This window comes from Aquimarina sediminis, from assembly GCF_002895435.1.
Lineage (GTDB): Bacteria > Bacteroidota > Bacteroidia > Flavobacteriales > Flavobacteriaceae > Aquimarina > Aquimarina sediminis.
Window position 1 is genome coordinate 13266 of record NZ_POYJ01000007.1, and the last position, 22070, is coordinate 35335.

General features: G+C 33.5%; 22 protein-coding genes. 2 read left to right on the forward strand and 20 right to left on the reverse strand.

Annotated elements, in window-relative coordinates; genetic code table 11:
• Window positions 1–6: 6 nt before the first annotated feature.
• From C1X07_RS15300 to C1X07_RS15390, 20 genes are all read right to left on the reverse strand, one after another.
• Window positions 7–678 (reverse strand): DUF4280 domain-containing protein, encoded by a 672-nt coding sequence (locus C1X07_RS15300; protein ID WP_103070916.1) that lies wholly within the window; start codon window positions 676–678, stop codon window positions 7–9.
• Complete coding sequence (locus C1X07_RS15305; RefSeq protein WP_103070917.1) at window positions 671–1558, reverse strand: hypothetical protein; 888 nt, start codon at window positions 1556–1558, stop codon at window positions 671–673. Before C1X07_RS15305 ends, C1X07_RS15300 begins: the two co-directional genes overlap by 8 nt.
• A gap of 3 nt (window positions 1559–1561) precedes the next feature.
• Window positions 1562–3028: a T6SS phospholipase effector Tle1-like catalytic domain-containing protein gene (locus tag C1X07_RS15310; protein ID WP_103070918.1), complete on the reverse strand. Its 1467-nt coding sequence runs from the start codon at window positions 3026–3028 to the stop codon at window positions 1562–1564.
• An 8-nt stretch (window positions 3029–3036) separates the two neighbouring features.
• Window positions 3037–4119, reverse strand: a complete 1083-nt coding sequence (locus C1X07_RS15315; protein ID WP_164914176.1) for a DUF2931 family protein — start codon at window positions 4117–4119, stop codon at window positions 3037–3039.
• Window positions 4109–5893, reverse strand: a complete 1785-nt coding sequence (locus C1X07_RS15320; protein ID WP_103070920.1) for a type VI secretion system Vgr family protein — start codon at window positions 5891–5893, stop codon at window positions 4109–4111. The genes C1X07_RS15315 and C1X07_RS15320 overlap by 11 nt, the downstream gene beginning before the upstream one ends.
• Before the next feature lie 458 nt (window positions 5894–6351).
• Window positions 6352–6510 carry a hypothetical protein gene (locus C1X07_RS25060; protein WP_164914177.1) on the reverse strand — a complete coding sequence of 53 codons (159 nt, stop codon included), beginning with the start codon at window positions 6508–6510 and terminating at the stop codon, window positions 6352–6354.
• A gap of 17 nt (window positions 6511–6527) precedes the next feature.
• Window positions 6528–6926 (reverse strand): hypothetical protein, encoded by a 399-nt coding sequence (locus C1X07_RS15325; RefSeq protein ID WP_103070921.1) that lies wholly within the window; start codon window positions 6924–6926, stop codon window positions 6528–6530.
• A gap of 37 nt (window positions 6927–6963) precedes the next feature.
• On the reverse strand, window positions 6964–7746 hold the full coding sequence (locus tag C1X07_RS15330) for a hypothetical protein (protein WP_128755298.1): 783 nt from the start codon (window positions 7744–7746) through the stop codon (window positions 6964–6966).
• A gap of 10 nt (window positions 7747–7756) precedes the next feature.
• Entirely contained in the window at window positions 7757–8455 is a 699-nt protein-coding gene (locus C1X07_RS15335; protein ID WP_128755299.1) for a hypothetical protein, read from the reverse strand.
• Between the two features lie 5 nt (window positions 8456–8460).
• Window positions 8461–11169: an OmpA family protein gene (locus tag C1X07_RS15340; RefSeq protein WP_103070924.1), complete on the reverse strand. Its 2709-nt coding sequence runs from the start codon at window positions 11167–11169 to the stop codon at window positions 8461–8463.
• 10 nt (window positions 11170–11179) lie between these two features.
• Window positions 11180–11671 carry a DUF4280 domain-containing protein gene (locus tag C1X07_RS15345; RefSeq protein WP_103070925.1) on the reverse strand — a complete coding sequence of 164 codons (492 nt, stop codon included), beginning with the start codon at window positions 11669–11671 and terminating at the stop codon, window positions 11180–11182.
• A 12-nt stretch (window positions 11672–11683) separates the two neighbouring features.
• Complete coding sequence (locus C1X07_RS15350; protein ID WP_103070926.1) at window positions 11684–12646, reverse strand: hypothetical protein; 963 nt, start codon at window positions 12644–12646, stop codon at window positions 11684–11686.
• Window positions 12647–12692: 46 nt separating this feature from the next.
• Window positions 12693–14477 carry a type VI secretion system Vgr family protein gene (locus tag C1X07_RS15355; protein WP_103070927.1) on the reverse strand — a complete coding sequence of 595 codons (1785 nt, stop codon included), beginning with the start codon at window positions 14475–14477 and terminating at the stop codon, window positions 12693–12695.
• A gap of 44 nt (window positions 14478–14521) precedes the next feature.
• Entirely contained in the window at window positions 14522–15283 is a 762-nt protein-coding gene (locus C1X07_RS15360; RefSeq protein ID WP_103070928.1) for a hypothetical protein, read from the reverse strand.
• Window positions 15280–16017, reverse strand: coding sequence for a hypothetical protein (locus C1X07_RS15365; protein WP_103070929.1), 738 nt, complete (start codon window positions 16015–16017; stop codon window positions 15280–15282). Before C1X07_RS15365 ends, C1X07_RS15360 begins: the two co-directional genes overlap by 4 nt.
• A 9-nt stretch (window positions 16018–16026) precedes the next feature.
• Window positions 16027–16422, reverse strand: coding sequence for a type VI secretion system tube protein TssD (gene tssD, locus C1X07_RS15370; protein WP_103070930.1), 396 nt, complete (start codon window positions 16420–16422; stop codon window positions 16027–16029).
• A 117-nt stretch (window positions 16423–16539) separates the two neighbouring features.
• Window positions 16540–16929, reverse strand: coding sequence for a type VI secretion system tube protein TssD (gene tssD, locus C1X07_RS15375; RefSeq protein WP_103070931.1), 390 nt, complete (start codon window positions 16927–16929; stop codon window positions 16540–16542).
• A 247-nt stretch (window positions 16930–17176) separates the two neighbouring features.
• Window positions 17177–18049 carry a TssN family type VI secretion system protein gene (locus C1X07_RS15380; protein WP_241507269.1) on the reverse strand — a complete coding sequence of 291 codons (873 nt, stop codon included), beginning with the start codon at window positions 18047–18049 and terminating at the stop codon, window positions 17177–17179.
• A 1-nt stretch (window position 18050) separates the two neighbouring features.
• The gene (locus C1X07_RS15385) at window positions 18051–18974 is read right to left on the reverse strand and encodes a hypothetical protein (protein WP_103070932.1); all 924 of its coding nucleotides are present in this window, start codon (window positions 18972–18974) and stop codon (window positions 18051–18053) included.
• A gap of 33 nt (window positions 18975–19007) precedes the next feature.
• A complete protein-coding gene (locus C1X07_RS15390; RefSeq protein ID WP_103070933.1) occupies window positions 19008–19607 on the reverse strand; it encodes a C40 family peptidase in 600 nt (199 codons plus the stop codon).
• Window positions 19608–19795: 188 nt separating this feature from the next.
• Here C1X07_RS15390 and C1X07_RS15395 point away from each other — a divergent pair, with 188 nt between their 5' ends.
• Window positions 19796–20224, forward strand: a complete 429-nt coding sequence (locus C1X07_RS15395; RefSeq protein ID WP_103070934.1) for a GPW/gp25 family protein — start codon at window positions 19796–19798, stop codon at window positions 20222–20224.
• 4 nt (window positions 20225–20228) lie between these two features.
• On the forward strand, window positions 20229–22055 hold the full coding sequence (locus C1X07_RS15400) for a type VI secretion system baseplate subunit TssF (RefSeq protein WP_103070935.1): 1827 nt from the start codon (window positions 20229–20231) through the stop codon (window positions 22053–22055).
• The last annotated feature ends 15 nt before the right edge of the window (window positions 22056–22070 follow it).

Sequence of the window (22070 nt, forward strand, 5' to 3'; positions counted from 1 at the left end):
CCTTTGTTATTTGTTCCAATCTTTATTGGTTTCTACAGAACTCAATTTTGCTACTCCATCTTCTTTTACAGTTCCACTATACTTCAATTTAGTCTTTTCACCATCAATTTTATTATTTTTTGATTCATTTATAGTAACGGTGATCGACTGCCCGGGATCTACATTTTCTGTTCTTACGTACATGGTTGCCACTTCTCCATATTCCATTTCATTTATCCTTTGCTCTTCGTTTTCATCCATCCAGTAACTTTCGACTACTTTTGGGGCTTTATCATTGCCCAACATAGCACCTGGAATGGTCATGGCTATTTCTTTGAACTCTTCTTTAACACTACCTGCACTATTGATTTGCATGGGTTGCATGATGGTTACTTTACCACCGGTAGCACACATACATTCTGAGTCTTCGTACAGGAATTTTTTACTCCCGCCCAGAGATGATGTTTTTGTAGTTTTTGTCCATCTTTGTAATGCTGGCATACAGGGCAAGTACCCCCCGCTGGTAGGTTTTAACTTGCATTGACCAAAAGTAGCTGGTACTTGTACATCCATATCAGTGGCTTTAAACTTACCTTGTATTTTTACCTTCTGATTTTCTGTTACCAAAAGCTTGGCAGGTACAAATCCCTGATTACATTCTAATAGCGCGCCATCTAAAACATATATTTTACTACTCATTATCTTCTAGGTTAAAAGTTATTGTAGTTTCTTTTTTATAGAGGTCTTTTACCTCAAAAGCATACTTGAGCTTACCCTGAGTAACCAATCCTCGTTGTGGTGTTATTTTATACAGCCCCTTATAATCCACATGCAATTGATGTTGACTTCCTTCCTTAGTTGGCAACTGCCCTAAAAACATATTTAATTTAGGCAAGGAAAATTGAGGGTGTTCTGTATCTATTTCTGCCTGTGTGGTAATGGTAACATCTGTAAATGAAATATTCTGCTTACTGATCTTTTTTTGTTCTATCATTGGAATATTGATATTTCCCAAAGCATTGGCTATCGTTTTTTTTGCTGACAATGGCTTTTTACCTTCGTATTCATGATAAAAAAGATCTGAAAAAAAGAAACTATAAAAGTTATCTTCGAGAAACAACCGTTGGATATTTTCTTCTCGCAGTTGCCAATCAAAATCATCTACCATTTTATCGAGATCAGGAAAGTCTTCTAGCAAATCATGTTTTATGTCTTGCCATTTTTTTCTTATTTCTGATGTATTTGTTATTTTGATAAGCTTAAAATTTTTGCTGACCTGCATTTCTAACACATCATTTATTGCAGCTACTCTTAGCGCAATCTGTTGTGCTTTATTGAGTTTTTTGATCACTCTGTACTTTTTGGTTAACAAAAACCTCTTACTTACTTCTATTCGATATTGTAAAAATCCTTCTGTATTTCTGCCGTAATATGTAACATCAAACTCTAGCCCTGTAGCATTATATATGGTTTGTTTACCTTGATTTATCTCTGTACATATCTCTGCGGTATACGCACGGGTTACTCTTTCTCCGTTGAGTTTAATGGTTTGAACTATATGAGATAAGGTGCGCTGCATAGGTTATCCTGCTTGAGTTACTCGTTGTCGATTACCATGTACTCTATTAGGTCCCATACCGATACCGCTATAATGTGCTGAAAAATGGAAATAACGGTTTCTCAATGTTTTTAACAAAATTCTATGTTCTGGATTGTTATAAGACATTTTTACACCATCATTAAAAACATAATCATCCAAAATAGCTTTTGTAGAATTTAACTCGGCAGTTATTGGGTATGTTCTAGTAACTTTACTCATTATAAAATTAACACCTTTGTCTTTTGAGAATTTAGCCATAATCTGTAATGGTATGTAACTATATCTGTTACTCAATCCTTTTCTGTTACCAGTAAGGGTTCCCCAAAAATCACTTACTTCTATTTCATTAGGTTTATACCAACCTTGTTCTATCAAAAACTCTCGTTCTGCTCTTAAATCACCTAGATCAGTCAATGTATATTCTAATCGAAGCTCTTCGTCTGCATTATGGACATAACCTCCACCAATATCCGAATGAACTCCTGGAAGAAATTTCTCAACTCCTCTATTACCTGTACTTCTAATATCGGTTAGTCTAAAATTACTTCTATGCTCATCATCTGCAGCAAGTTGTAATGCATAGAGAGATTTCTTTACAGCATTTAGTTTTAGTTGTGCTGTATTATTATCATGAGATAATCCTAATGAGGCTACAGTATCAAACAATCCAGCAAAATGAATAACAACCATTTTTACTTTGATCCCCTTTTGTTCTAAGAATTCTCCTAAAGCTCCATTATCTACTTCATAGTAAATAACAGTTGTAGAAACGGCACCATATTGACCAGACCCGGTAGTAATTACTTCTTTTACCTGACCTTTTCTTTGAGTTATTTCATGGATAAAATTTCTGGCAGCGGCAGCACCCCTGCTAAATCCATAGGTCTCTATGGTTAATACATTGATGTTTTTCTCACCGATTCTATCGATTTTATCCGCTACTTGCTCACATCCTTTTTTTACTTTTGCCCGAACTCCTGTGGAACCTGTACCTAGCCCCATTCCAATTTTAGAGTCAGACCCTTCGTTTTCTGTTCCGATACCCTCTATGTAAACAGAAAACTTTTTAACGTTTTCTTCATCTACGGCTTCATAAGCTGGTTCTACTCGAGAAATATTGGAGTGATCATTGTCATAACTTCCTGTTTTATTTGGACTCCAAGGTGTTCCCCACCAAAAATCCCGATACTTCCGAACTAATGCTTCATTATGAGGTTCTCCTCGTTTCATTTTTTCATATTCCAGACGAATATTTGTGTTTTCTCTATTATTGGCAGTACCATCAAAAAATACTGCTGCTGTAACATTCACACTTTCTTCTGGGGTTAATTCTTCATATTCTGCATTACCTACATGAACAGGAGAGGTTTGAACGTTTACTCCACTAAGTACGTTTTTACTTGCTTCCTGTGCTCCAGAAGATGTTGCTGTTAATCCTATACTTCCCATATTAGTTCTTAATTAGAAGTTTCGTATACTTTTATCCTTGCTTTTTTTATATCTACTCTTTCCGAATCATTTTGTAAAGCAATGGTTATATCACTATTATATTGATCAATTTTTAAGGTCAATTCTGCAGATTTCTCTTTAGATTTTTCAAATACTTTTTGAAAAACACTATATATTTCGCTTTCATCAAAATAAATCTTGGCACCAAATTCATTATCATTTTGATCCACCCATTCCATCCGGATATGATCGGGAACAGAATAGTCAGAAAATTGATCTAGTATCTCATTTGTACCAACGGTATACAAGCTTTCACCATTATAAAAGGTTACCCGTATTTCTTTTAATTTCCCATTTTTCGGGAATCTTATTGATGGTTTCCATGAAAACCGTTGTCTATAGATATCCCATTTTCCGAACGGAATACTATCGGGATTCATTTTAGCTTTTACTTCTTCATTAAAATCTTCTTCTAGTACAGCATCTATAAACTCCTCCATTGTAATTATAGCTTCTGGTGCAAACTCCTTGATGCTAATCTCGGTTTCGGAAGCCTCAAATCTGGAAATTTCGGTTGTACGCCCCCCACCCAGAAGCCATACTACTACAACTCCTCCAGGTGCTAATCCTACATTAATCTCACTATATGTATCTTTTTTGTTTAAGCGATTTATATACCCTTCTTTAAAAAGCTTAGCAATTTTTTCTTTGGGTAAGTCAAAACTTCCTTTATAAAACTTCTTTTCAAGGTATGACACCCATGTTATTTCTAACTTAGTTGGTATAGGTTTAAAATCTTCTCCTACTATATGAGTAGGACCAGATTTCCCCCATCCTTGATGAAGAGTATGCCCTGAAGGAATATAAATACTTTCTCCATTTTCATATATCAAGCGCCCTTTATGAATTTGCATGGGATTATATTTAGGGGCACTTGCAGAAGGTATCCATTCGTATTTCTCCATTTCTTTTGTAATATTAATTTTAGTGTGATCAGATTTATTATTCTGACAAGAAACGATTCCGATACAGTTTATTATAAAAATTGTGCCTAGTACAATCGTTTTCAAACGCAGAAGTTTATTCTCCATACTCGACAGTTTCTGCACTTGCAATCGTAATTTTACCGCCAGCGTTCGTTTTGATTTCTCCACTTGCATCTGTTGTTATCTCCTGAGCTTCCTGATTATACTCACTACTTATCACCTTTATTGTTTCTCCTATTTGTTTATCTTCGTTAGTGGCACTCACAAAAGAATCTCCTGAGATATTTTCTGATTTATTTTTACCTACAGAAATATCCAGATTTTCTTCTACATTGATTTGCATGTTTTTGGCATTAAATGTCATATTCTCACCAGCAGAAATGGTAATATCATTATTAGCTGTATCAATGTGTATAATATTTCTATTCTTATCGGTTATGGTAATGAACTCTGCTCCACTACTGTCATTAAGTTCTACTGTGTGCCCACTACGAGTACGTATTGCTTTGACATCATTATTATCAGTTCTCCAGCTTTCTGGTTTTTGGGCACCTGTATATAATGCTCCCATTACATATGGACGCTCTCCATTACCTCCTTCAAAACCTACAAGTACTTCTTCTCCTATCTCGGGGATAAAATGAAATCCCTTTTCTCCTCCAGAATGCGGTGTGATCATCCTTAACCATGGTGTTGTCTCCCCATCTGGTCTTTGCCATGGGAATTGTACTTTGATACGACTTAACCCATCTGGATCAGCATTGTCTGTAACTACTGCTATCTGAGATTCACTTCTGGGAAAGGACATTGGATTGGTATTCGGGTAGATATCAATATCTGCTGTTACTCCTTCAAAATGATTTACATAATTACCATTTTCTGTTGCAGTATGCAGTACTTTGGTAATACGATAGCTTCCTTGTGTAGTTGTAGATTCTTTTATTTTTATCACCTGCCCCAGATATACTGCCGGGTTATCGCTTACACCTTTGATCAAAACTTGCTTAAGTTCACGTGTTTTCTTTTGCTGTTCTACCTGATTATCAAATCGTTGTTTTAACTCGGAATCGGTGTATGAATTAAGATAAACATTGGTTTCTTTGGCATAAATCTGCTCACTTTTGGTACTAGCAAAACCATTATACCCATTGACTCCTGTGCTTACTTCTGAAGTAGTTCTTTCATGAAGCTCATCGACAAGGTAATCGTTGGTAAAATACTTAAAATTGTTAGGAATTGGATTGAGTTCTAAAGTAAACTTTTTAAGGTCATGTCCATAGGTTAATTCTACTTCTTCACTATCTTGTGGTCTTCCAAAAACCAAGGTTTTTCCATCATAATAGAACCACTCACCATATTGAGCTGCTAATCTACTGGCATATTGATAAGAACTATCGTTATGCTGTACACTATAGTGAATATTTGAAGTGGTCTGGGGGTTAAAACTGGTTTCTAATTTGGATTGATCATATCCCTGAAATGTTTTATCTAGTATTTCTGCCAAACTTGCATCATTGTGAGAGGCAAAATGAGGTCCATCATCTGCTATAATACTTGCACTTTGGGCTTTTATCTCTATAGTATCTTCATTACCATTATCAAAGCCTTTGGTATTGTTAACTTTTACAACTACACCTTTAAACTCGAGATTACCATAACCTGAGAAACTTTCTGTCGACCCTACTTGAAGTGTAATGATTTCTCCAAGAAAATTTTTACTCTCTGAGGCCATCTCCTGATCAAGTTTTTCTAGTACATCCATACGACATACTAGTGTTAAAACATGATGAGAGTCAATGTCTTGTTGTAGAGATAATCTTTTATAAGTAAGTATTGGTGTACCGCCTATAAAAATTTGAATATTGGATTGTAATGCCATAGTCTTTTGTTTTAGGTTCACATCATCTTAAAAAGAACCGTTCTTATTCAATTTTATGAAACACACTATCTGTTATACAGCAAAATAATTACCATATAAAGATTTGAGAAAACCAATTTCTTGATCTTCTCTATACTAGGGGTATTGATTTTTTTACCACATTGCATTTTGATGATACTATATCTCTATTTTCAAAGAGAAAGTGATTTCTTATCAAAACTCACATTGCAGTTTTGTATCTAATTATCTATAAAAGATACTACATGAAAGGCATAGTGTACTTATCATGTTTTTGTATTTTTTTAGCAAAAATTTACAGACTTCAAGATAATGAATTTCAAAATAAATTCCACTTAATATCTGAGTATACTTTGGTTTCTATTTGCTTGTTTTCTCAATAAAATCAGACAATTCAAAGCTTATGCCATAAAGAAAGTACGCAAAAACAATAATGTTAATTATAGATAATGATTAAAGCTTTTAAAACTAATCCATTCTGTTGCTTTTGTACTTTTCATATCAATAACTGTTAATTCAGTTTTTCTTCCCAGGTTTCCTTCTTGATATGTCATCATGAAATAATAAACTCTAGCTTTGTCATTTTTCCAAATTTTCATTTCCAATCCATCGCTATTTATAGAAGAATGCTTGGTGTTCCTATTTTTTCTTCTAATGTTTTGGATATTATCCCAACCTCATTATCTGTGTATAAATTCACCTCATACATCGCGATCTTATAATCGTCTATCGAATAGTGCAGAATCAAATTATTACTTTGCCCATTAGAATTTCCTACCAAAGAATTTTTATTAAACTGAAGCAAGTTATTATCGGTAGTTTCAAATCTATCATATCTAAAAAGGGTTATAGCATCTGATTTTCCATCTGATAATTTAAGGTTATTTTGCTTTAGAATATCATCTATCTTTTCAGAGAAACCCAGATCATACAGATCAAAATCTAATACCTGAGATTGGCAATCTTGACTTAACACAATAACAAGTAAGAACATTATAAATAAATCGACTTTCATATCCAGATAATATTTATTCAACATTGGAATAAATTGGTTAAATTATTTCAAACTGACCGGTTTCTTTTGACCAATAAAATTCAAGATCAAGCATTAGATGCTCCAAAGGATCTTTTTTTTCAAAACACAAGGCAGGCTCACCTGTTACTTTTTTAAGGCTCGCTTTTTTACCATATGCAGAATAGACCACTACCGCGTCTTCTGATAATGTCATTTGATCAAATCCATTATCAAAATCATGTATTAAACTATTTAATCTAGCTCTAGAATCAACAGGTGATAAATACATAGATGTAGCCATATTTTGCTCTCTATTGGATAACTTTTGCTTAAAAATCTCATATTTTTTACTTTGAACAGTATTACCTATTTCAAGATAAACCATTCTCAACTTTTTCTCGATATCATCAACATCCCCAAGATCCTTTCCTTCTGTCCATAAGGCATTCAATGTGTAATTAACAGCTACTTCCATTTTTTTTGAAGATGCCAGGCTACTCAAAAGTCTATCATCAGTTATTTTTGGACTCTTATACCCTTCATAAGTCTCTTTATGCATAAATCCATTCTGCACATCATACAAATGACAATCATAACTAAACGCTGTAGCATCCGAGAACTGTGTACTACCAATTACTGGCAATACTGAAATGGAAATCTCTGTAATACCACTTTCTGAAATAGCATGATTTATTGGAGCCTGAGACGAAACCTGACCGTCTGCTACATTCATCTGAATGATTGGTTGATCATTAACCCTGATTTCAAATCGACACTCACAAGCACTAAACTTAATTATATAATAAGGCTTTCTTATCATTCTTATTTTTTTAAAGAGGAAGGTTTTTTTCTATTTGCTTTAGATATTTTTCTTCTTCAAAGAATTCATTTTTTTGGTCTTCGGCAAACTGTTGATATGTATAATTTGAATTTTGTTTTTTTACTCTTTCATTAACAAAATCCTTATAATATTGAAAATCTGAACTGAAATAATAATCAGTTAAAGATTCTATTTCATTATTTAAAATATACAAATCAGTAGTGACGGTTTTTTCGTTACCTATTTGGGCGGTATAATTTTGCTTTAATAAAAATGTGGTGTTTCCCTTTTCCCAAACTCCATTAAAAAACTCTTTATCCTTACTATAATAAATTGGTTTTCCGAATAGTTTTAAAATACTTTGATACATTTTTTCACCATTAATACCATCATGTGTATTTAACCTAATAAACTGAACGGAATTCGAGCTTTCGTTTGTATAAAAATATAGCCGTGTCGGACTATGATATTTATCCGAAAACTCTTTTGCAAAGGTAATCTTATCAAAAACAAATAAGTTTTTATCCTCAGAAGTATATACAATAAGGTTTTCGAATTTCAACTTATCTTTTTCAATTTGTAATTCGTCATTTTTTAATTCATTAAAATCATAAGGCAATTGAACTTGTGCCAAATCAAGTTTGGGTTGCGAAGAACAAGATGTCATAATACTAATGAATAGAAATATTATTATACTATAGTGTTTCATTTATTTTAGGGTTTTATAAGTTGAATTTCTGCTTTTCGACCAGAAACATCTTCCAAATTTTTAATTATATCAAATTCATCCCAGAATTTTCTCTTTTCGTTGATATTGATTGGCTTCCAATCTGCACTAACCACCTTATACGAAAGACCAACTTCAATATAAACTACCACTTGTGCAACACAAGGATCTATTTTTAAACTCGGTTTATAATAAAGACCTTTATTTGTAGCATATTTTAAGTGGTGCCCAGAAGTAATCCCTAGTTTAACCCCTGCACTTGCATGACCTTTAACGTGCGCGGAGCCTGTTTTTATTATTACAATTTTGGCGGTAAGTTCGACTCCTGCAGTAAGCTCAACCCCTAATTTAGTTTCAAGATTTGCACTTGCACTACTATTATCAGAAGCTGTATTACTTTTAAAATCTACACTTCCATTAATGGTTCCTGAAATTATCAAATCAAACCAAATTCGGAAATTCACTTCGACACCTTCTGACTTGTATCCTTTTTCTGCCCACTCTCTTATAGCAAGAACTATATCACCAGCTACGGGATTACCAGTAGTAGCATATGAAGCAGCGGTAATAGCTCCTCCTAATAAATCAATTATTAACTTAACTCCTATTAACGGTTCAGATTTAAGGTAAAACTTATACTCTGTACCTATTTCTTTGATTGGTTTTTCGTTTATTTCTCCTCTTGCTAATTGCCACTCTGCTCCTATACAAAAATTCGGAGGAACCATTTCTACAGAGAAAGGTGTTTTACTTCCCAGAGCTTGTGTTGCTTTTCCTTTAGTAGTTTTTGTAACACCTTTAGAAAGTTCTTGTATAGAGCTAAACACCTTATAAATCCATTTAAACTTATCTTCATATTTTGCCGTTACTTCAAAATCTCTTTCGTAGTTTAAATCATCAATTTTATTCCAACTGGCTTTTAGAACAACCCCCATCGCTGCTTCTGTTTGTTGCCATCTATTTTGTGCCGCTATTTTACCATTGACTTTTCTCATTCTTTCGACTCCAGCAGCATTCAATCCCTGCCACTTTACAGATAATGGATTGCTAAGCTTTAAAAAGAAATGAAAATCCCACTTAATATCTGGATATGCCTTAACTACCACCGTAGGCTTTTCTTTATCCGAATAATATCGACAACTATTAATATAGTACATAAAATCATTAGTAGTGTTTTTATGAGGCCATATGTATTTTAATGCATCGATTTTTAATAAGGAGATAGAAAGCCTAGAGTATACTTCATGTTCTACTTTACTTGTACCATCATATTCATAGGGTCCTTGTGGTCCTTGAGGAGTAAGCTCTATGACCTTTACATTGGTATCATGCTGTAGATTAGTGTCTCGTCTAAGGCATTTATCGGTTTCATACAGATCAATATCTAATGCTATCTTTTTCTTTTTAGAATCATCAGGGGCAATAGTTTCAAAAACAATACTCTGAGCGTCTGCTCCAAAAATCATAAACTTAATAGTCACTCTACGGTTAAGTTGATGCTCTGCTTCAGAAATATCTTCTCCTTCTACTAATAGCCTTCTTTTACCGTATCCTTGTGCCGATAACATTTTTCTTGATACTCCTTTGGACACCAAATACTCAACTGATGCAACAGCTCTTCGTTGGGAGAGCTTATCATTATACTCATGATCTGCTCTAATATCACAATGCGCCCCTAATTCTGCCTTTACATACGGATTATCCAATAATAAGTTAGCTATTCCGTTTAATACAGCTTTTGCATCTCCTCTTATCTCTGATTTATCCAAATCAAAATGAATCGTTTCTGATACTTGAAACTCTGATTTTCGCTGGGTATCAATATTCAGTTTTCCTTCATCAAATACAACTATATCTTTTTTATCATCGGTAACCGTTATTTTTTTAAAACGACATAATTCATATCGCTCTATGTTTACTTCTGTCTGACCAACGGTAGCTGGTCTTGCACTTTCGTGTAGCTCGACCTGTCTGGTAGAAATTTCATTTTTGATTCTCAAAAACCGGGCATGTTCGTCATCATTATGCTTATCTAAAATAGTTTTTGAACTACCACTTACTTTTATTTTTATATAGAATTTTTCTGTACTGTTTGTCCACACTCCTGTACCTGCCCTCCAGGCATAAGTATTCTTTACATGCACATTAACCTCTCCAGCTATACATGGTACAGCTCCTAATGTGGCTATTTTATCATCGCTCCCCATGCTGGCAATAAGGTAGACATCAATATCTAACATAGCTCCGTTTAATCCTTCGGTCTCTACGTACAACCATATATCATCACCATACTTTATTGGTGATTGACCAACATTTGCTCCTCCTTTGGTTTTACTCCATTTGGTACTAATAATTTTTTGTGGCGCCTGTGCTTGAAAAGTAAGTTGTTGTGGGTATGTATTAGAAGGGTCATCAATAAATGCTTCAACTACATGTTTCTTTGGTCCACAATATTTTGGTTCTACAGACAAGCCTCTGGAGTCTCCTATTTTACCTGTCTGATCATTTTTTGAATATGGTGCTCCATCTTTAGGTTTTACAATCCATTTGGCATGACCTTTAAGAGCCTCGGGAGTATCTGCATAATATTCTGCCTTGATCTCTACAATTTCATTTGCTTGCATAACAAAGTTTCGTGGAGACGTGGTTCGCCCAGACTTACTAACAATTGCAACTTTTTCTATTCCTACTGGCATATGAATATTTTTAAGTAACTATTACTTCTTCTATTTCTGACTCTGCTTCATCAAGATCATTTATATCTACCATGGGATTCATCTGTTGTTGCATATCAGAATTAGCATCCTCTGCACTCTCAGAGCTACCAGGTTGGCTTTGCCCATGATCAATAATACTTATACTGGGGCTTCCTGCAATGGGGCAAATAGCTTTACTGTCCTCTAATAAAACTTTTCCTCCATTTCCAAACTCCAGATTTTCATAAAAACCATCCCAGCCCGTAACTACAATTTGACATGGCTTAAAGCTACTACCTGTTGGCTGCAATTTGCATTGACCAAAAGTATTTTTTTCAAAAGTTCCTCCACCCAATTCCATTGAAGTAGCCAATAATTTCTCAGAACCTTCGGCGTCATCTGCATAATATTTTTTATGAGAAAGCACTTTTAACTTATCTGGTCCATCTCCAAACTGGCACTCACACATTGCTCCTTGAACGGCTGCAAATTTCTGACTCATGACTAATCAATTTTAAACATTAAACAATTTTGCCCAAAATCCCTTTTTGGGCTTGCTGTTATCCTCATCATCATCTATATCTATATTTTCACTTTTAAGTACTTCCTGTAAAAACATTTTTACAGTTACTTTTTTGGGCATTGCAAATTTCGTTTCAAAATTAGCTTCAATTCCTTCGACAATACCGTTATTACTATTAAGGAGATACGTTAAATTACATGTTCCCTTTAGATCCTTTTCATTTTTATTAATCATCCTATAATAAGGTGTATCCAATTCTTGCACCAAATCCAAAGCACATCTTTCATCATCAATCTCTCCTTCCATTTTGATCATCACATCATTTGATTTACTATTCTTTACATCTGTTAATTTTTTAATCACATTATAATTAACAGGAGTTGCTTTTCCGGCTATCGGATATTTTATTTTTTCTTCTACATAAAGATCTTCAGAATATGATGTATAAAGGGGTGCGAAGTATAAATTCAAAAACCAATCCTTAATCATTTTTTGATAAAGAATATCAGAAGATCTTAACGATTGATCGGTTAGCTGAATATATTTATTTACTAGTTCTCCTTTATGCTTTGTTTTGATTTTTTTCTTTTCTTCCTTCCATCTTTCCTTTATCTCTTCAAAATTCACGATCCCACTAAGTGTTCCTTTATAGGATGTGCTTACCTCTAATGGATACAATACACTACTTACTCGCAAAGCCAAAATATCAATAAAATTCTCTGGTTCTTTATCGTTTATATAAACAGAAGATTCTCTTTCTATTCTATAAAAGTTGGTATACTCATTGACCTCTTTAATATGCTTAATAATGAGTCTGTATCTAAGTTCATTTTTTGATACTCCATCATCAAAAATAACCATACAACCATAGTCTCCTACAAAGCCATTTGGCTTAATCATAAGACCAAAATCATTTAGGATATCTACTTTAGACTCTTGCTGAAGACCTTCCATACTCCCTAATGAAACCTAAATATTATAACTGACTTCTTCAAATACCTTAAAACAATTTAACTTTCTCCTTACTTTGTACATCAACAATTTTACCAGAGGATAAGGTTAGGTTTTGTTTATTACTGCTCACTATGATTTCATCAGATACATTTTGTTGTTTTTTTGAATCTGTAGATAGATTTTCTTCAACAATTAATGTGTTATTTTTTGTCATCACATTATAGTTTTCGGCAACACTTTTTGTAAAGTCATTTCCTGCAACCATTTCTATATTCTCTTCGGCCTTAATTTTAATATTTTTGGCCATAAAAGTCATTGTTTCTCCTGCCGAAACCTCAATATTATTATTAGCGGTATCAATACGAATAATATTACTGTTTTTATCTGTAATGGTAATAAATTCTGCTCCTCTGGTATCATTAAGCTCTACAGTATGCCCACTACGGGTACGTATTGCTTTGACATCATTGTTTTGTGTTCCCCAGCTTTGAGGATTTTGAGAACCAGTATATAATGCTCCCATCACATATGGGCGTTCGCCATTACCACCTTCAAAACCGACAAGTACTTCTTCTCCTATCTCAGGGATAAAATGAAATCCTTTTTCGCCTCCAGAATGTGGTGTAATCATACGCAACCAAGGTGTTGTCTCACCATCTGGTCTTTGCCAAGGGAACTGTACTTTGATACGACTTAATCCATCTGGATCTGCATTATCCATCACGACTGCCACTTGAGATTCACTTCTAGGGAAAGACATCGGATTGGTATTGGGATAAACATCTATATCTGCTGTTACTCCTTCAAAATGGTTTACATAATTTCCATTTTCTGTAGCAGTATGCAGTACTTTGGTAATACGATAACTTCCTTGCGCTGTGGTTCCTTCTTGTATTTTTATAACTTGACCCAGATATACTGCTGGGTTATCACTTACTCCTTTGATCAGAACCTGCTTAAGCTCTCGCGCTTTCTTTTGTTGCTCTACCTGATTATCAAATCGTTGTTTTAGATCAGAATCGTTGTATGAATTAAGATATACATTCGTTTCTTTGGCATAAATCTGATCGCTTTTACTACTGGCAAAGCTATTGTAACCATTTGCTCCTGTATTGACTTCGGTAGTCGTTTTCTCATGCAGATCATCTACAAGGTAATCATTGGTAAAATATTTAAAGTTATTTGGGATTGGATTAAGCTCCAGCGTAAACTTTTTAAGATTATGACCATAGGTCAATATCACTTCATCGCTATTCTCTGGTCTACCAAAAACCAAAGCTTTACCATCGTAGTAGAACCACTCTCCATATTGCGCTGCCAATCTGCTAGCATATTGATATGCACTATCATTATGCTGCACACTGTAATGTATATTTGTAGCATTCTGAGGACTGAAGTTTGTTTTTAATTTGGATTGATCATACCCTTGAAATGTTCTATTTAATATCTCTCCCAGGCTTACATCATTATGAGAGGCAAAATGAGGACCATCATCTGCAATGACACTTGCACTTTGTGCTTTTATCTCCACAGTATCCTCTGCTCCATTATTAAAGCCTTTGGTGTTATTCACTTTTACGACCACTCCCTTAAACTCCAAATCTCCATAGGTCGAAAAGCTTTCTGCAGAGCTCACCTGTAACGTAATAATCTCTCCCAAAAAGTTTTTACTTTCTGAAGCCATTTCCTGATTCAGTCGTTCTAGTACGTCCATACGACATACCAGTGTTAATATATGATGCGAATCAATATCCTGCTGTAAGGATAATCGTTTATATGTTAATATGGGAGTCCCGCCTATAAAAATTTGTATATTGGACTGTAATGCCATTGTATTCTATTTTAGGTTCGGATCACTTTACAATGATCCGTTTTTTATTCAATTTCATGAAATATACCATCTTGATATTGTAGCGTGATGGTCTTACCGGTAAGATTTAGAAAACCGGTTTCTTCGTCTTCTTTATACTCTGGATATTGAATTGTTTTATGTATTGGATCGTATTTCGATGACACCTTATCTCCTCTGTTTTTTTCTAAAAGAAAATAATCCTGCCCTCCAAAACAACTTTTACAATTTTGTATTTGACCATCTACAAAAGACAGTACTCGAAAAGTATAGAATTCCTTACCGCTACCATGAGTTCCATAGCTTTTCACCAAATACTTGCCTGTATCGATATCATATATTTTAAAATGATACGCATCTAAATACTCTTTTTTATCCGATAATAGACCACTATACATCCGAGGGCCCTCAACATATCGATACATTGCATTATAAACATGCCAGGTTCCTCCATTAAGTTCATCCCAAGAAATGATTTTCAACTTTTTGTCTGAAGAAGTAGCAACAATAATCTTTTCTTTTTTATTTAGCTCTTCAAAATCATGTTCCTTGAATTTTGGGTTATCCAAAATAGTTTTTAGGGTTTTCTTAAAACGATTAAGTATTGTATCTCTTGCTTCACCAGGTTCTGAGGCATAATCATGTTGGTTTTCCTTATACTTGTTATAGATCTCTCCAAGCATTTGATCTGCCCGTTCAACTGGTATATCATTAGTTGTTTTTTGAGAAACACAACTGAATTGTAGCCCAAGAAAAAAAACGAATATTAATAATCTAATTAGTTTCATTCAGAAAATATTCCTTTTGTTTGTACATATCTCCATGTAGCTACTCTTTCTGTAGCAAGTATATTTACCTGACCTCTCTCAGACTTATTAGTAGTAATATCAAGTCCTTTATTAGATTTTAACCATCTTCTTGCATTTCCTTCTCCTTGATAATACACATAAGTCCAATACGCCAGTTGGTCTTCTGTAGGTGTTCCATACCCAAAATCCTTTGCTGCTTTCAAAAACCTATCTTTGCGATGTGCTAATGTAGCTCCAAACGCCCATAAAGCACTTTCTAAATCCTTAAACGTTCCAGAAATAGTTGTTTTACCCAACTCATTAATTCTTGACTCCTGAACAAACTCGGCACCTGTGCTTAAATCTGCTAAAGTAGCTCCTTCATTGTATGTTTTAGGCAGATACTTTTTATATCGGAAAAACTCGGAACCAAAATCATCTGTTCCTAAGACATCAAAGCCACTTAATTGTTGATCAATTATTACATTGTGCGGAGGTGCAGGATCATAATTAGATTCAACAAACAGATTAAGTCCCTCACCTACAGCAATTGTATTAAAATAAGAAGGTATTATCCCTAACTCGGTTGATATATCCTCCATCAGCGTAAGTATGGCAGCCTCCTCAGGATCATCTACATACCCAGACCAACCATATACTTTTCTGGCTCCATATTTATCTTTGAGCTCCTGCTTTATTTCTTTTGCGGTTTTTTTTTCTTTCTGCTTACCCATAATAACACATTACACCTTCATGGGCCAGTTATTGGTAAAGGTAGTTCCTCGCATCACTAGCTCTTTTGCAGAAAGGGTTAAATATATCCGTAATGGCTTATCATCCACAGCATTAAACAGCTCTCTATACTCCAAACAATAGGTATCTCTGAATTCTAACTTTTTAAGACTAGAAACATTATCTCTGCGATAAAAGACAATTCCTCCATTTTTGGTAGCGGATCCGGAAGCGGCCCACTCAAAAAAATCTAATTTCACATTAGACTCGATAAGCAATCTTATCTGTCCTCCTTTAGGTTTTGCACTGGGGCGACCGGTTTCGTCTGCATTTTGTTTGAGCCCAAAATCACATTCCAATATATTGAACTCTTCCCCATCTATATTTAGTTTTGCTAAAAATGACATATGAATAAATTATAAATATTAAAGAAAACAAACTCCCATGCGAGTTTTAACAAGAAAGGGAGTAAATAAATACTCCCTTTATATTCATTATAAGGCTTCATGTAGCCAAAAAACGATTTACACCCAGTCATTTACATGCTCAGCATCTTGTGCTTTTAATGATTGAGCAGATATTGTACAGGTAATCTTAGCAGGAACACCTCCTGTTGATTCAAACTCTTCAATGTATTTTACAAGATAAGCATTTTCAAATGTAATAGTTCTTTGTGTAGCCTTGGTATCTCGCTTTTCGTACTTAACAGTTACGGTTTTCATTAAATAACTATCAAACGCCCAAGTTGAGAATAAACCTGCATCTTGTGAAAGCTCTAGAGTAAATGACCCCATTCCAGCTCTATTAACAGACGATGGTCTACCAGTAGGATCAACTTCCTGTTTTGTTTGATAATTGAAAGATAGAATTGTAAACGCTTTACCATCTACTTCTAATGTTGCATTAAAAGACATAATAATAAAATTTTAAGTTAATAATAAATATAAAAATGTATAATAAACGTGACTTGCACATCATAAATTTACTCAAAATATTAGAAGTATCGTATTAACCAAAAAGTGTAAAATTGCTAAAAAACATTCTAAAGAAAGAAAAATATTACAGCATCTTGATTTTAAAGTTTACTAATCATAATTTAGTCCATAAAAAAAGGCTTTAATCTCAAAACCAAAGCCTTTTTTTTAATAAAATTTTAACTTTTCATTCAACTCTTCTGCAGATAATCACATCATTTTCTTTAATGTTATTTGCTTCTACAGTTTTATTAAAGTTTATAAATTTTTGAAACCCTAACCAGTTTGGTTTAGAATAAAAAATCCATCCAGAAGGATTGTTCTTTTCGTCTATATAATTGATCTCCCCTCCAGGGTGTCTTTCATTATAATCATTAATAAAGAAATAAAACAGCTTACCAAACTCCATACGTTCAGGAGCCTTCAGTCTAAAGTTGCTAATCTCGTCCATGCTCTTTCCTTTATTAAACTCAAATGATATCACCAATGGATTTATGAGCTCTTCATCCTTAGGATCCTTTACTTTTTTATCAATTGGGTAAAACCATTTTTTATACACCGAGACAGGAATAGATACAGCGAATTCATATAGTTTTACTACTGTAAAAGGAATAACAAACGCAATCACGGATGCCAAGAAAATATAAGTGTATGCTGGTTTGTAAAGCCCAATGACAAACATAAAAGACATTAACCCCATACACACAGTAACTATAGTATACAAAAACTCTGACCAGAAAGAAGTACGGGTCTCTGATAAATCTGGAAAGAATTTGCGCAATGCCAATACATGTAGAACCCCAAGTATTAAAAACACCACCTGAAAGCTAATAAAGTTATTAAGTGGTACATTATTAAGTACATTTTCATTACCTAATAAGGCAGTAGCACCAAATAATAATAATACCACTAGTATATATAGAAAAAATTTCTTTCTATTTTTGGTAAACAGTTTTTTTAATCCGGTTACAAATCCCATAAGGATCACAGTAATAACAAGCAACACTACACCTATCTTAAATGCGTCTGTATTAATAACTGTAAGGAAAATCATTTTCATTTTATATAATTGTTGTTAAACCCAGTCTTGGGTTATCTGTTTCGTTTAACACAAATACACTTTCTTTTTCTGAATATGTAATATTAAGTTTGGTTTCTATTTCTAGGGGGATAAAATAGTCACAAAAGGTAGTAATAATTTTTCTAGCTACCCCGTTTTGTAAGAATTTACGCATATTTTTTCTTTCCACAGGACCAACCTCTATTTCAAAAACCGGGCACAAAACCTGAGAATCACTAAGCTCTAACACAAAATTAACACCTAAGGTATCATTATTACTTTTTATACCATTTTTATGATGATAAGGGGTTAGTTTTTTCTTTATACACACTTTTTCTCCAAGAATTTTTTCAAGACTTAAAGCCGTAAGATCTGGTTTACCAGATATATTATGTGCAAAAGGTAATAGCTTTAATAATTTCAAGCTATATGTGGCGGGAATATCCTTGTCTAATCCCCAAAAATCAAGAAGAAAACTATTTTTAAGATTTATAAACTCATTTATTAAATCTCTTTCCTTTTGCTCGACATGAACTTTTTGCACAAAAAATTCATTCTCCAGAGGAGTAAAAAATTCTCTTGCGTCTTTTTCTTCTTTTTTATGTTTTTGTCGTAAGTTTTTGTACGAAAGCTTATTCGTTTCTTTTACCTGCTCATGAAAAAGACCTTCGGGGAGTGTATCATAGATTCCATTACGAGCCAGGTTTAATTGCAATTTATCTTTAGTATCGGAGTAGGTATCTAGTTTAAAACCGATAACATCTCTACGGTATGATCTAGAAAAAGTACTTTTATTAAAAATATCTATATCACTAAAATCCAGATCAGAATTTTCAAGAATTTCTGCAACAAAAACTTCACCTTTTAAGTTTTTATATGCAGTTATTAACTCTTTATAAATTTTCTCAATTTTTTTATCTCTCATACCCCCCTACAGACAATTCTACTGCTTAATTCTTTAATTCTCCTGACTTAGATGATTATTCGCATTTTTTGGCTTTCTTCCTGCAGCTACAAACATTTTTTGCCAGTATCCATCTGTAAAATCACTTATCTGAACTCCATTTTTTCCAGAATCGCTAACTTTTGAAGTAGAGTGCACAAAACGATTATTACCTAGATAAACCCCAACATGGGTTATAGGGTGGTGTTGAGAACCTCTTTGATTAAAAAACAAAAGATCACCTTGCCTTAAAAATTCTTGCCCAATAAATTTGTCTGTACTGGGAGCCATGTATTGTTTTTCGGCAGTTCTCTCAATAAGGTTACTATATACATCGTGGTAGAGAAATTGAGTAAAGAAAGAACAGTCAATACCTTTTCTGTTTTCTCCTCCCATTTTGTAAGTAGTTCCCATCCAGCTATCGATAAATTTGTATAAAGGTATATTCTTTATTTCTTGAGGAGCTACCCCTATAATTTCACCGTATTTTTTTTGAATAGGCAGTAATTCTTGCTCTTTTTGATCTTTATCTTTTAAATATGCAAGTGCATCCTTACTCTTACAGCTCACCAATCCCAGTAAGCCTATCATTACTATTTTGCAAAATATGTTCATGCCCCCAATAAGTTATTTCTACAAATATAAAAAACTTCTTTCCTTTTTTCATTATAGATTATTTAGTTATCTCATAAAAACAACTTGTATACAAAAAAATGCTCAGGGTTTCTTATTCAATTCGCCTGTAGTATTCAAAACTTTATTAAATTGCAATATATTTCACACAACCTCTTAGCCTGTAACCAATGATACCATCTTATTATAGCTTACCACTGCAAACCAAAAAAATTGTTAGCAACAAAGAAGCAGGGCAATGCGACATTAACCAATCTATCTCCAAATTTATCCACCTGATTACTACAACTCATTATGGAGAGTGCACTTTTGATGAAACTTTTGGATGTACAATATGGAATGTTGATTTTGATAATTTAACCTCAACCAAGAAACTTAGAGACATTATTACAGAATCTCTACGAGAAAGTATTATCAGTAAAGAAAAAAGGTTAAAAAATGTTACTCTAAAAGTTGATATACAACAAGATGAATTTAGCTCTCTACAATTAAATAGAGTAAAAAAACGTGTTGATATAACAATTCATGGAATTATTTGTTTAACTAATGAGCCTTTTTCATGTATAGAAAGGTTTTACATAGCCCCTCTTTCGTATTAAAATTATGAGTATAGAAAATAAAACTCAGATCAAAAACAGGATGATAAAAAAGGCTGCTTCTCTATGGGGAGTACAGCCCAATGAGATAGAAACCTCTTTTGATCCTATTGTAACCCTTCTTATTAATGCATGCGCTTCTGAAATTGCGAAGATTTCTGGAGAGATCAATAATTCTCAGGCCAGAGTAACCGAGCAACTCATACAATTAATGACACCAGAAACACTATATGGTGCTCGTCCTGCTCATGGTATTGCTTATGCAGAGCCTATATCTCCAGAAAGTGTTATTACTCCCGAAAACCTATTATACTATAACAAAAGAATTAAAAGTGCAAATGCCGATCAGGTCATCAAAAATATCTTTTTCTCTCCTGTACAAGAAAGTAAGCTTGTAGATGTAAATATTACCCATGTTCTATGTGAAAAAGATGCCTATGAAATTGAAGGAAAATCAAGAACAAATATAGCACCTGAACATAATGAAGGCACACCCCTTCCTTCTTCTACAATTTATGTAGGAATAAAGACAGATCATCAAGAAGTAAATCTAAAGGATGCTTCTTTGTTTTTTGAAATATTGGATATTCAGGATAGAGATCTATTTTACCACCATTTAAAACAAGCAGATTTTTATTACAACGGTTCTTTACTTACTGTTTCATCTGGATATGTTGATAGTGACAACTCAGATCTTCTGGATTTAGAATCTATATTCTCTCATGTACCCAATAAAACCAGAAATATAGAAAACGAAGTAAAAAAAACATACGAAAAACATTTTATAAGCTTTAGATCCAATATTTCGTTACAAAGTAACAATGTTGTTCCACAAGAAATTACTAATTTTATAGATAATGAAGATTTTATAGATCTACACTGGATAAAAATAGTTTTTCCTAAGGTTATCAGTAGTACTATTTTAAAAAGTGTATTCTGTTCGTTTAATGCTTTTCCTGTATTAAATCGTAAGTTAGAAACTGTTTCTTATCAGCTTAAAGACTATGTAGATATTGCACCATTAAGCACAATGGATTTATTTTTGGATATTAAAACCGTAAGTAATACTTCTGGGCAATTATACAATCTTAGAGAGGATGATGCAGAAAAAGATCAAAAAGGAACATATGTTATACGAAAAGACAATGTAAGTAAACTAGATTCGCGCAAAGCAAAAGAATACTTACTACACCTTATTGAGTTACTAAAAGATGAAAGTGCAGCTTTCTCTGTTTACGGAAATGATTTTTTACAATCTAATGTAAATAAGCTAAATCAAAACATAGCTACATTAGAAAAAAAAGTTGCCGATATGACCAAAACTGTAGCAGAGACAAATTATATCTCTGTTAAACCCTATAAAAAGAAAGACACACTTTTAATAGAATACTGGACAACTAATGGAAAAGAAGCTAATCAAATAAAAACAGGAAATTCTTTACATACCTATAAAGGAAGTGAATTAAAACAAAAAAAAGGTGTTTTTCTCACTCAAACCTTTCAAGGGAAGGATAATCTGACGATGGATGAACGACTATATGCATACCGAAGAGCATTGCTATCAAGAAATAGGATTGTTACCAAAGAAGATGTTAAGGCACTTTGTTATGAATTGTGTAGTGATAAAATCAAAAATGTGACCATTAGAAAAACATTTAAAACAAATATTGAAGTGAATAAAGGGCTGGTTCCATCAATAGAAGTAAAACTTATCCCAAACCCTTCTGTAAAAGTTTCTGATTTCGAATGGGATTCTATAAAAAGTAACATTTTATCTATTTTAGAAAAACAATCGTTGAATGTTTTTCCATATTATATTACTGTATTAAACTAATAAAATTTTATACTA

What these genes read in the sequence shown, in the direction of transcription:
- C1X07_RS15360 (WP_103070928.1), bottom strand. Translation starts at nt 15,283, where the DNA reads ATGAAACTAATTAGATTATTAATATTCGTTTTTTTTCTTGGGCTACAA.
- C1X07_RS15350 (WP_103070926.1), bottom strand. Translation starts at nt 12,646, where the DNA reads ATGGAAGGTCTTCAGCAAGAGTCTAAAGTAGATATCCTAAATGATTTT.
- C1X07_RS15310 (WP_103070918.1), bottom strand. Translation starts at nt 3,028, where the DNA reads ATGGGAAGTATAGGATTAACAGCAACATCTTCTGGAGCACAGGAAGCA.
- C1X07_RS15345 (WP_103070925.1), bottom strand. Translation starts at nt 11,671, where the DNA reads ATGAGTCAGAAATTTGCAGCCGTTCAAGGAGCAATGTGTGAGTGCCAG.
- C1X07_RS15335 (WP_128755299.1), bottom strand. Translation starts at nt 8,455, where the DNA reads ATGAAACACTATAGTATAATAATATTTCTATTCATTAGTATTATGACA.
- tssD (WP_103070930.1), bottom strand. Translation starts at nt 16,422, where the DNA reads ATGTCATTTTTAGCAAAACTAAATATAGATGGGGAAGAGTTCAATATA.
- C1X07_RS15355 (WP_103070927.1), bottom strand. Translation starts at nt 14,477, where the DNA reads ATGGCATTACAGTCCAATATACAAATTTTTATAGGCGGGACTCCCATA.
- C1X07_RS15330 (WP_128755298.1), bottom strand. Translation starts at nt 7,746, where the DNA reads ATGATAAGAAAGCCTTATTATATAATTAAGTTTAGTGCTTGTGAGTGT.
- C1X07_RS15395 (WP_103070934.1), top strand. Translation starts at nt 19,796, where the DNA reads ATGATACCATCTTATTATAGCTTACCACTGCAAACCAAAAAAATTGTT.
- C1X07_RS15390 (WP_103070933.1), bottom strand. Translation starts at nt 19,607, where the DNA reads ATGAACATATTTTGCAAAATAGTAATGATAGGCTTACTGGGATTGGTG.
- C1X07_RS15340 (WP_103070924.1), bottom strand. Translation starts at nt 11,169, where the DNA reads ATGCCAGTAGGAATAGAAAAAGTTGCAATTGTTAGTAAGTCTGGGCGA.
- C1X07_RS15320 (WP_103070920.1), bottom strand. Translation starts at nt 5,893, where the DNA reads ATGGCATTACAATCCAATATTCAAATTTTTATAGGCGGTACACCAATA.
- C1X07_RS25060 (WP_164914177.1), bottom strand. Translation starts at nt 6,510, where the DNA reads ATGAAAATTTGGAAAAATGACAAAGCTAGAGTTTATTATTTCATGATG.
- C1X07_RS15380 (WP_241507269.1), bottom strand. Translation starts at nt 18,049, where the DNA reads ATGAAAATGATTTTCCTTACAGTTATTAATACAGACGCATTTAAGATA.
- C1X07_RS15400 (WP_103070935.1), top strand. Translation starts at nt 20,229, where the DNA reads ATGAGTATAGAAAATAAAACTCAGATCAAAAACAGGATGATAAAAAAG.
- C1X07_RS15315 (WP_164914176.1), bottom strand. Translation starts at nt 4,119, where the DNA reads ATGGAGAATAAACTTCTGCGTTTGAAAACGATTGTACTAGGCACAATT.
- C1X07_RS15325 (WP_103070921.1), bottom strand. Translation starts at nt 6,926, where the DNA reads ATGAAAGTCGATTTATTTATAATGTTCTTACTTGTTATTGTGTTAAGT.
- C1X07_RS15300 (WP_103070916.1), bottom strand. Translation starts at nt 678, where the DNA reads ATGAGTAGTAAAATATATGTTTTAGATGGCGCGCTATTAGAATGTAAT.
- C1X07_RS15385 (WP_103070932.1), bottom strand. Translation starts at nt 18,974, where the DNA reads ATGAGAGATAAAAAAATTGAGAAAATTTATAAAGAGTTAATAACTGCA.
- C1X07_RS15305 (WP_103070917.1), bottom strand. Translation starts at nt 1,558, where the DNA reads ATGCAGCGCACCTTATCTCATATAGTTCAAACCATTAAACTCAACGGA.
- tssD (WP_103070931.1), bottom strand. Translation starts at nt 16,929, where the DNA reads ATGTCTTTTAATGCAACATTAGAAGTAGATGGTAAAGCGTTTACAATT.
- C1X07_RS15365 (WP_103070929.1), bottom strand. Translation starts at nt 16,017, where the DNA reads ATGGGTAAGCAGAAAGAAAAAAAAACCGCAAAAGAAATAAAGCAGGAG.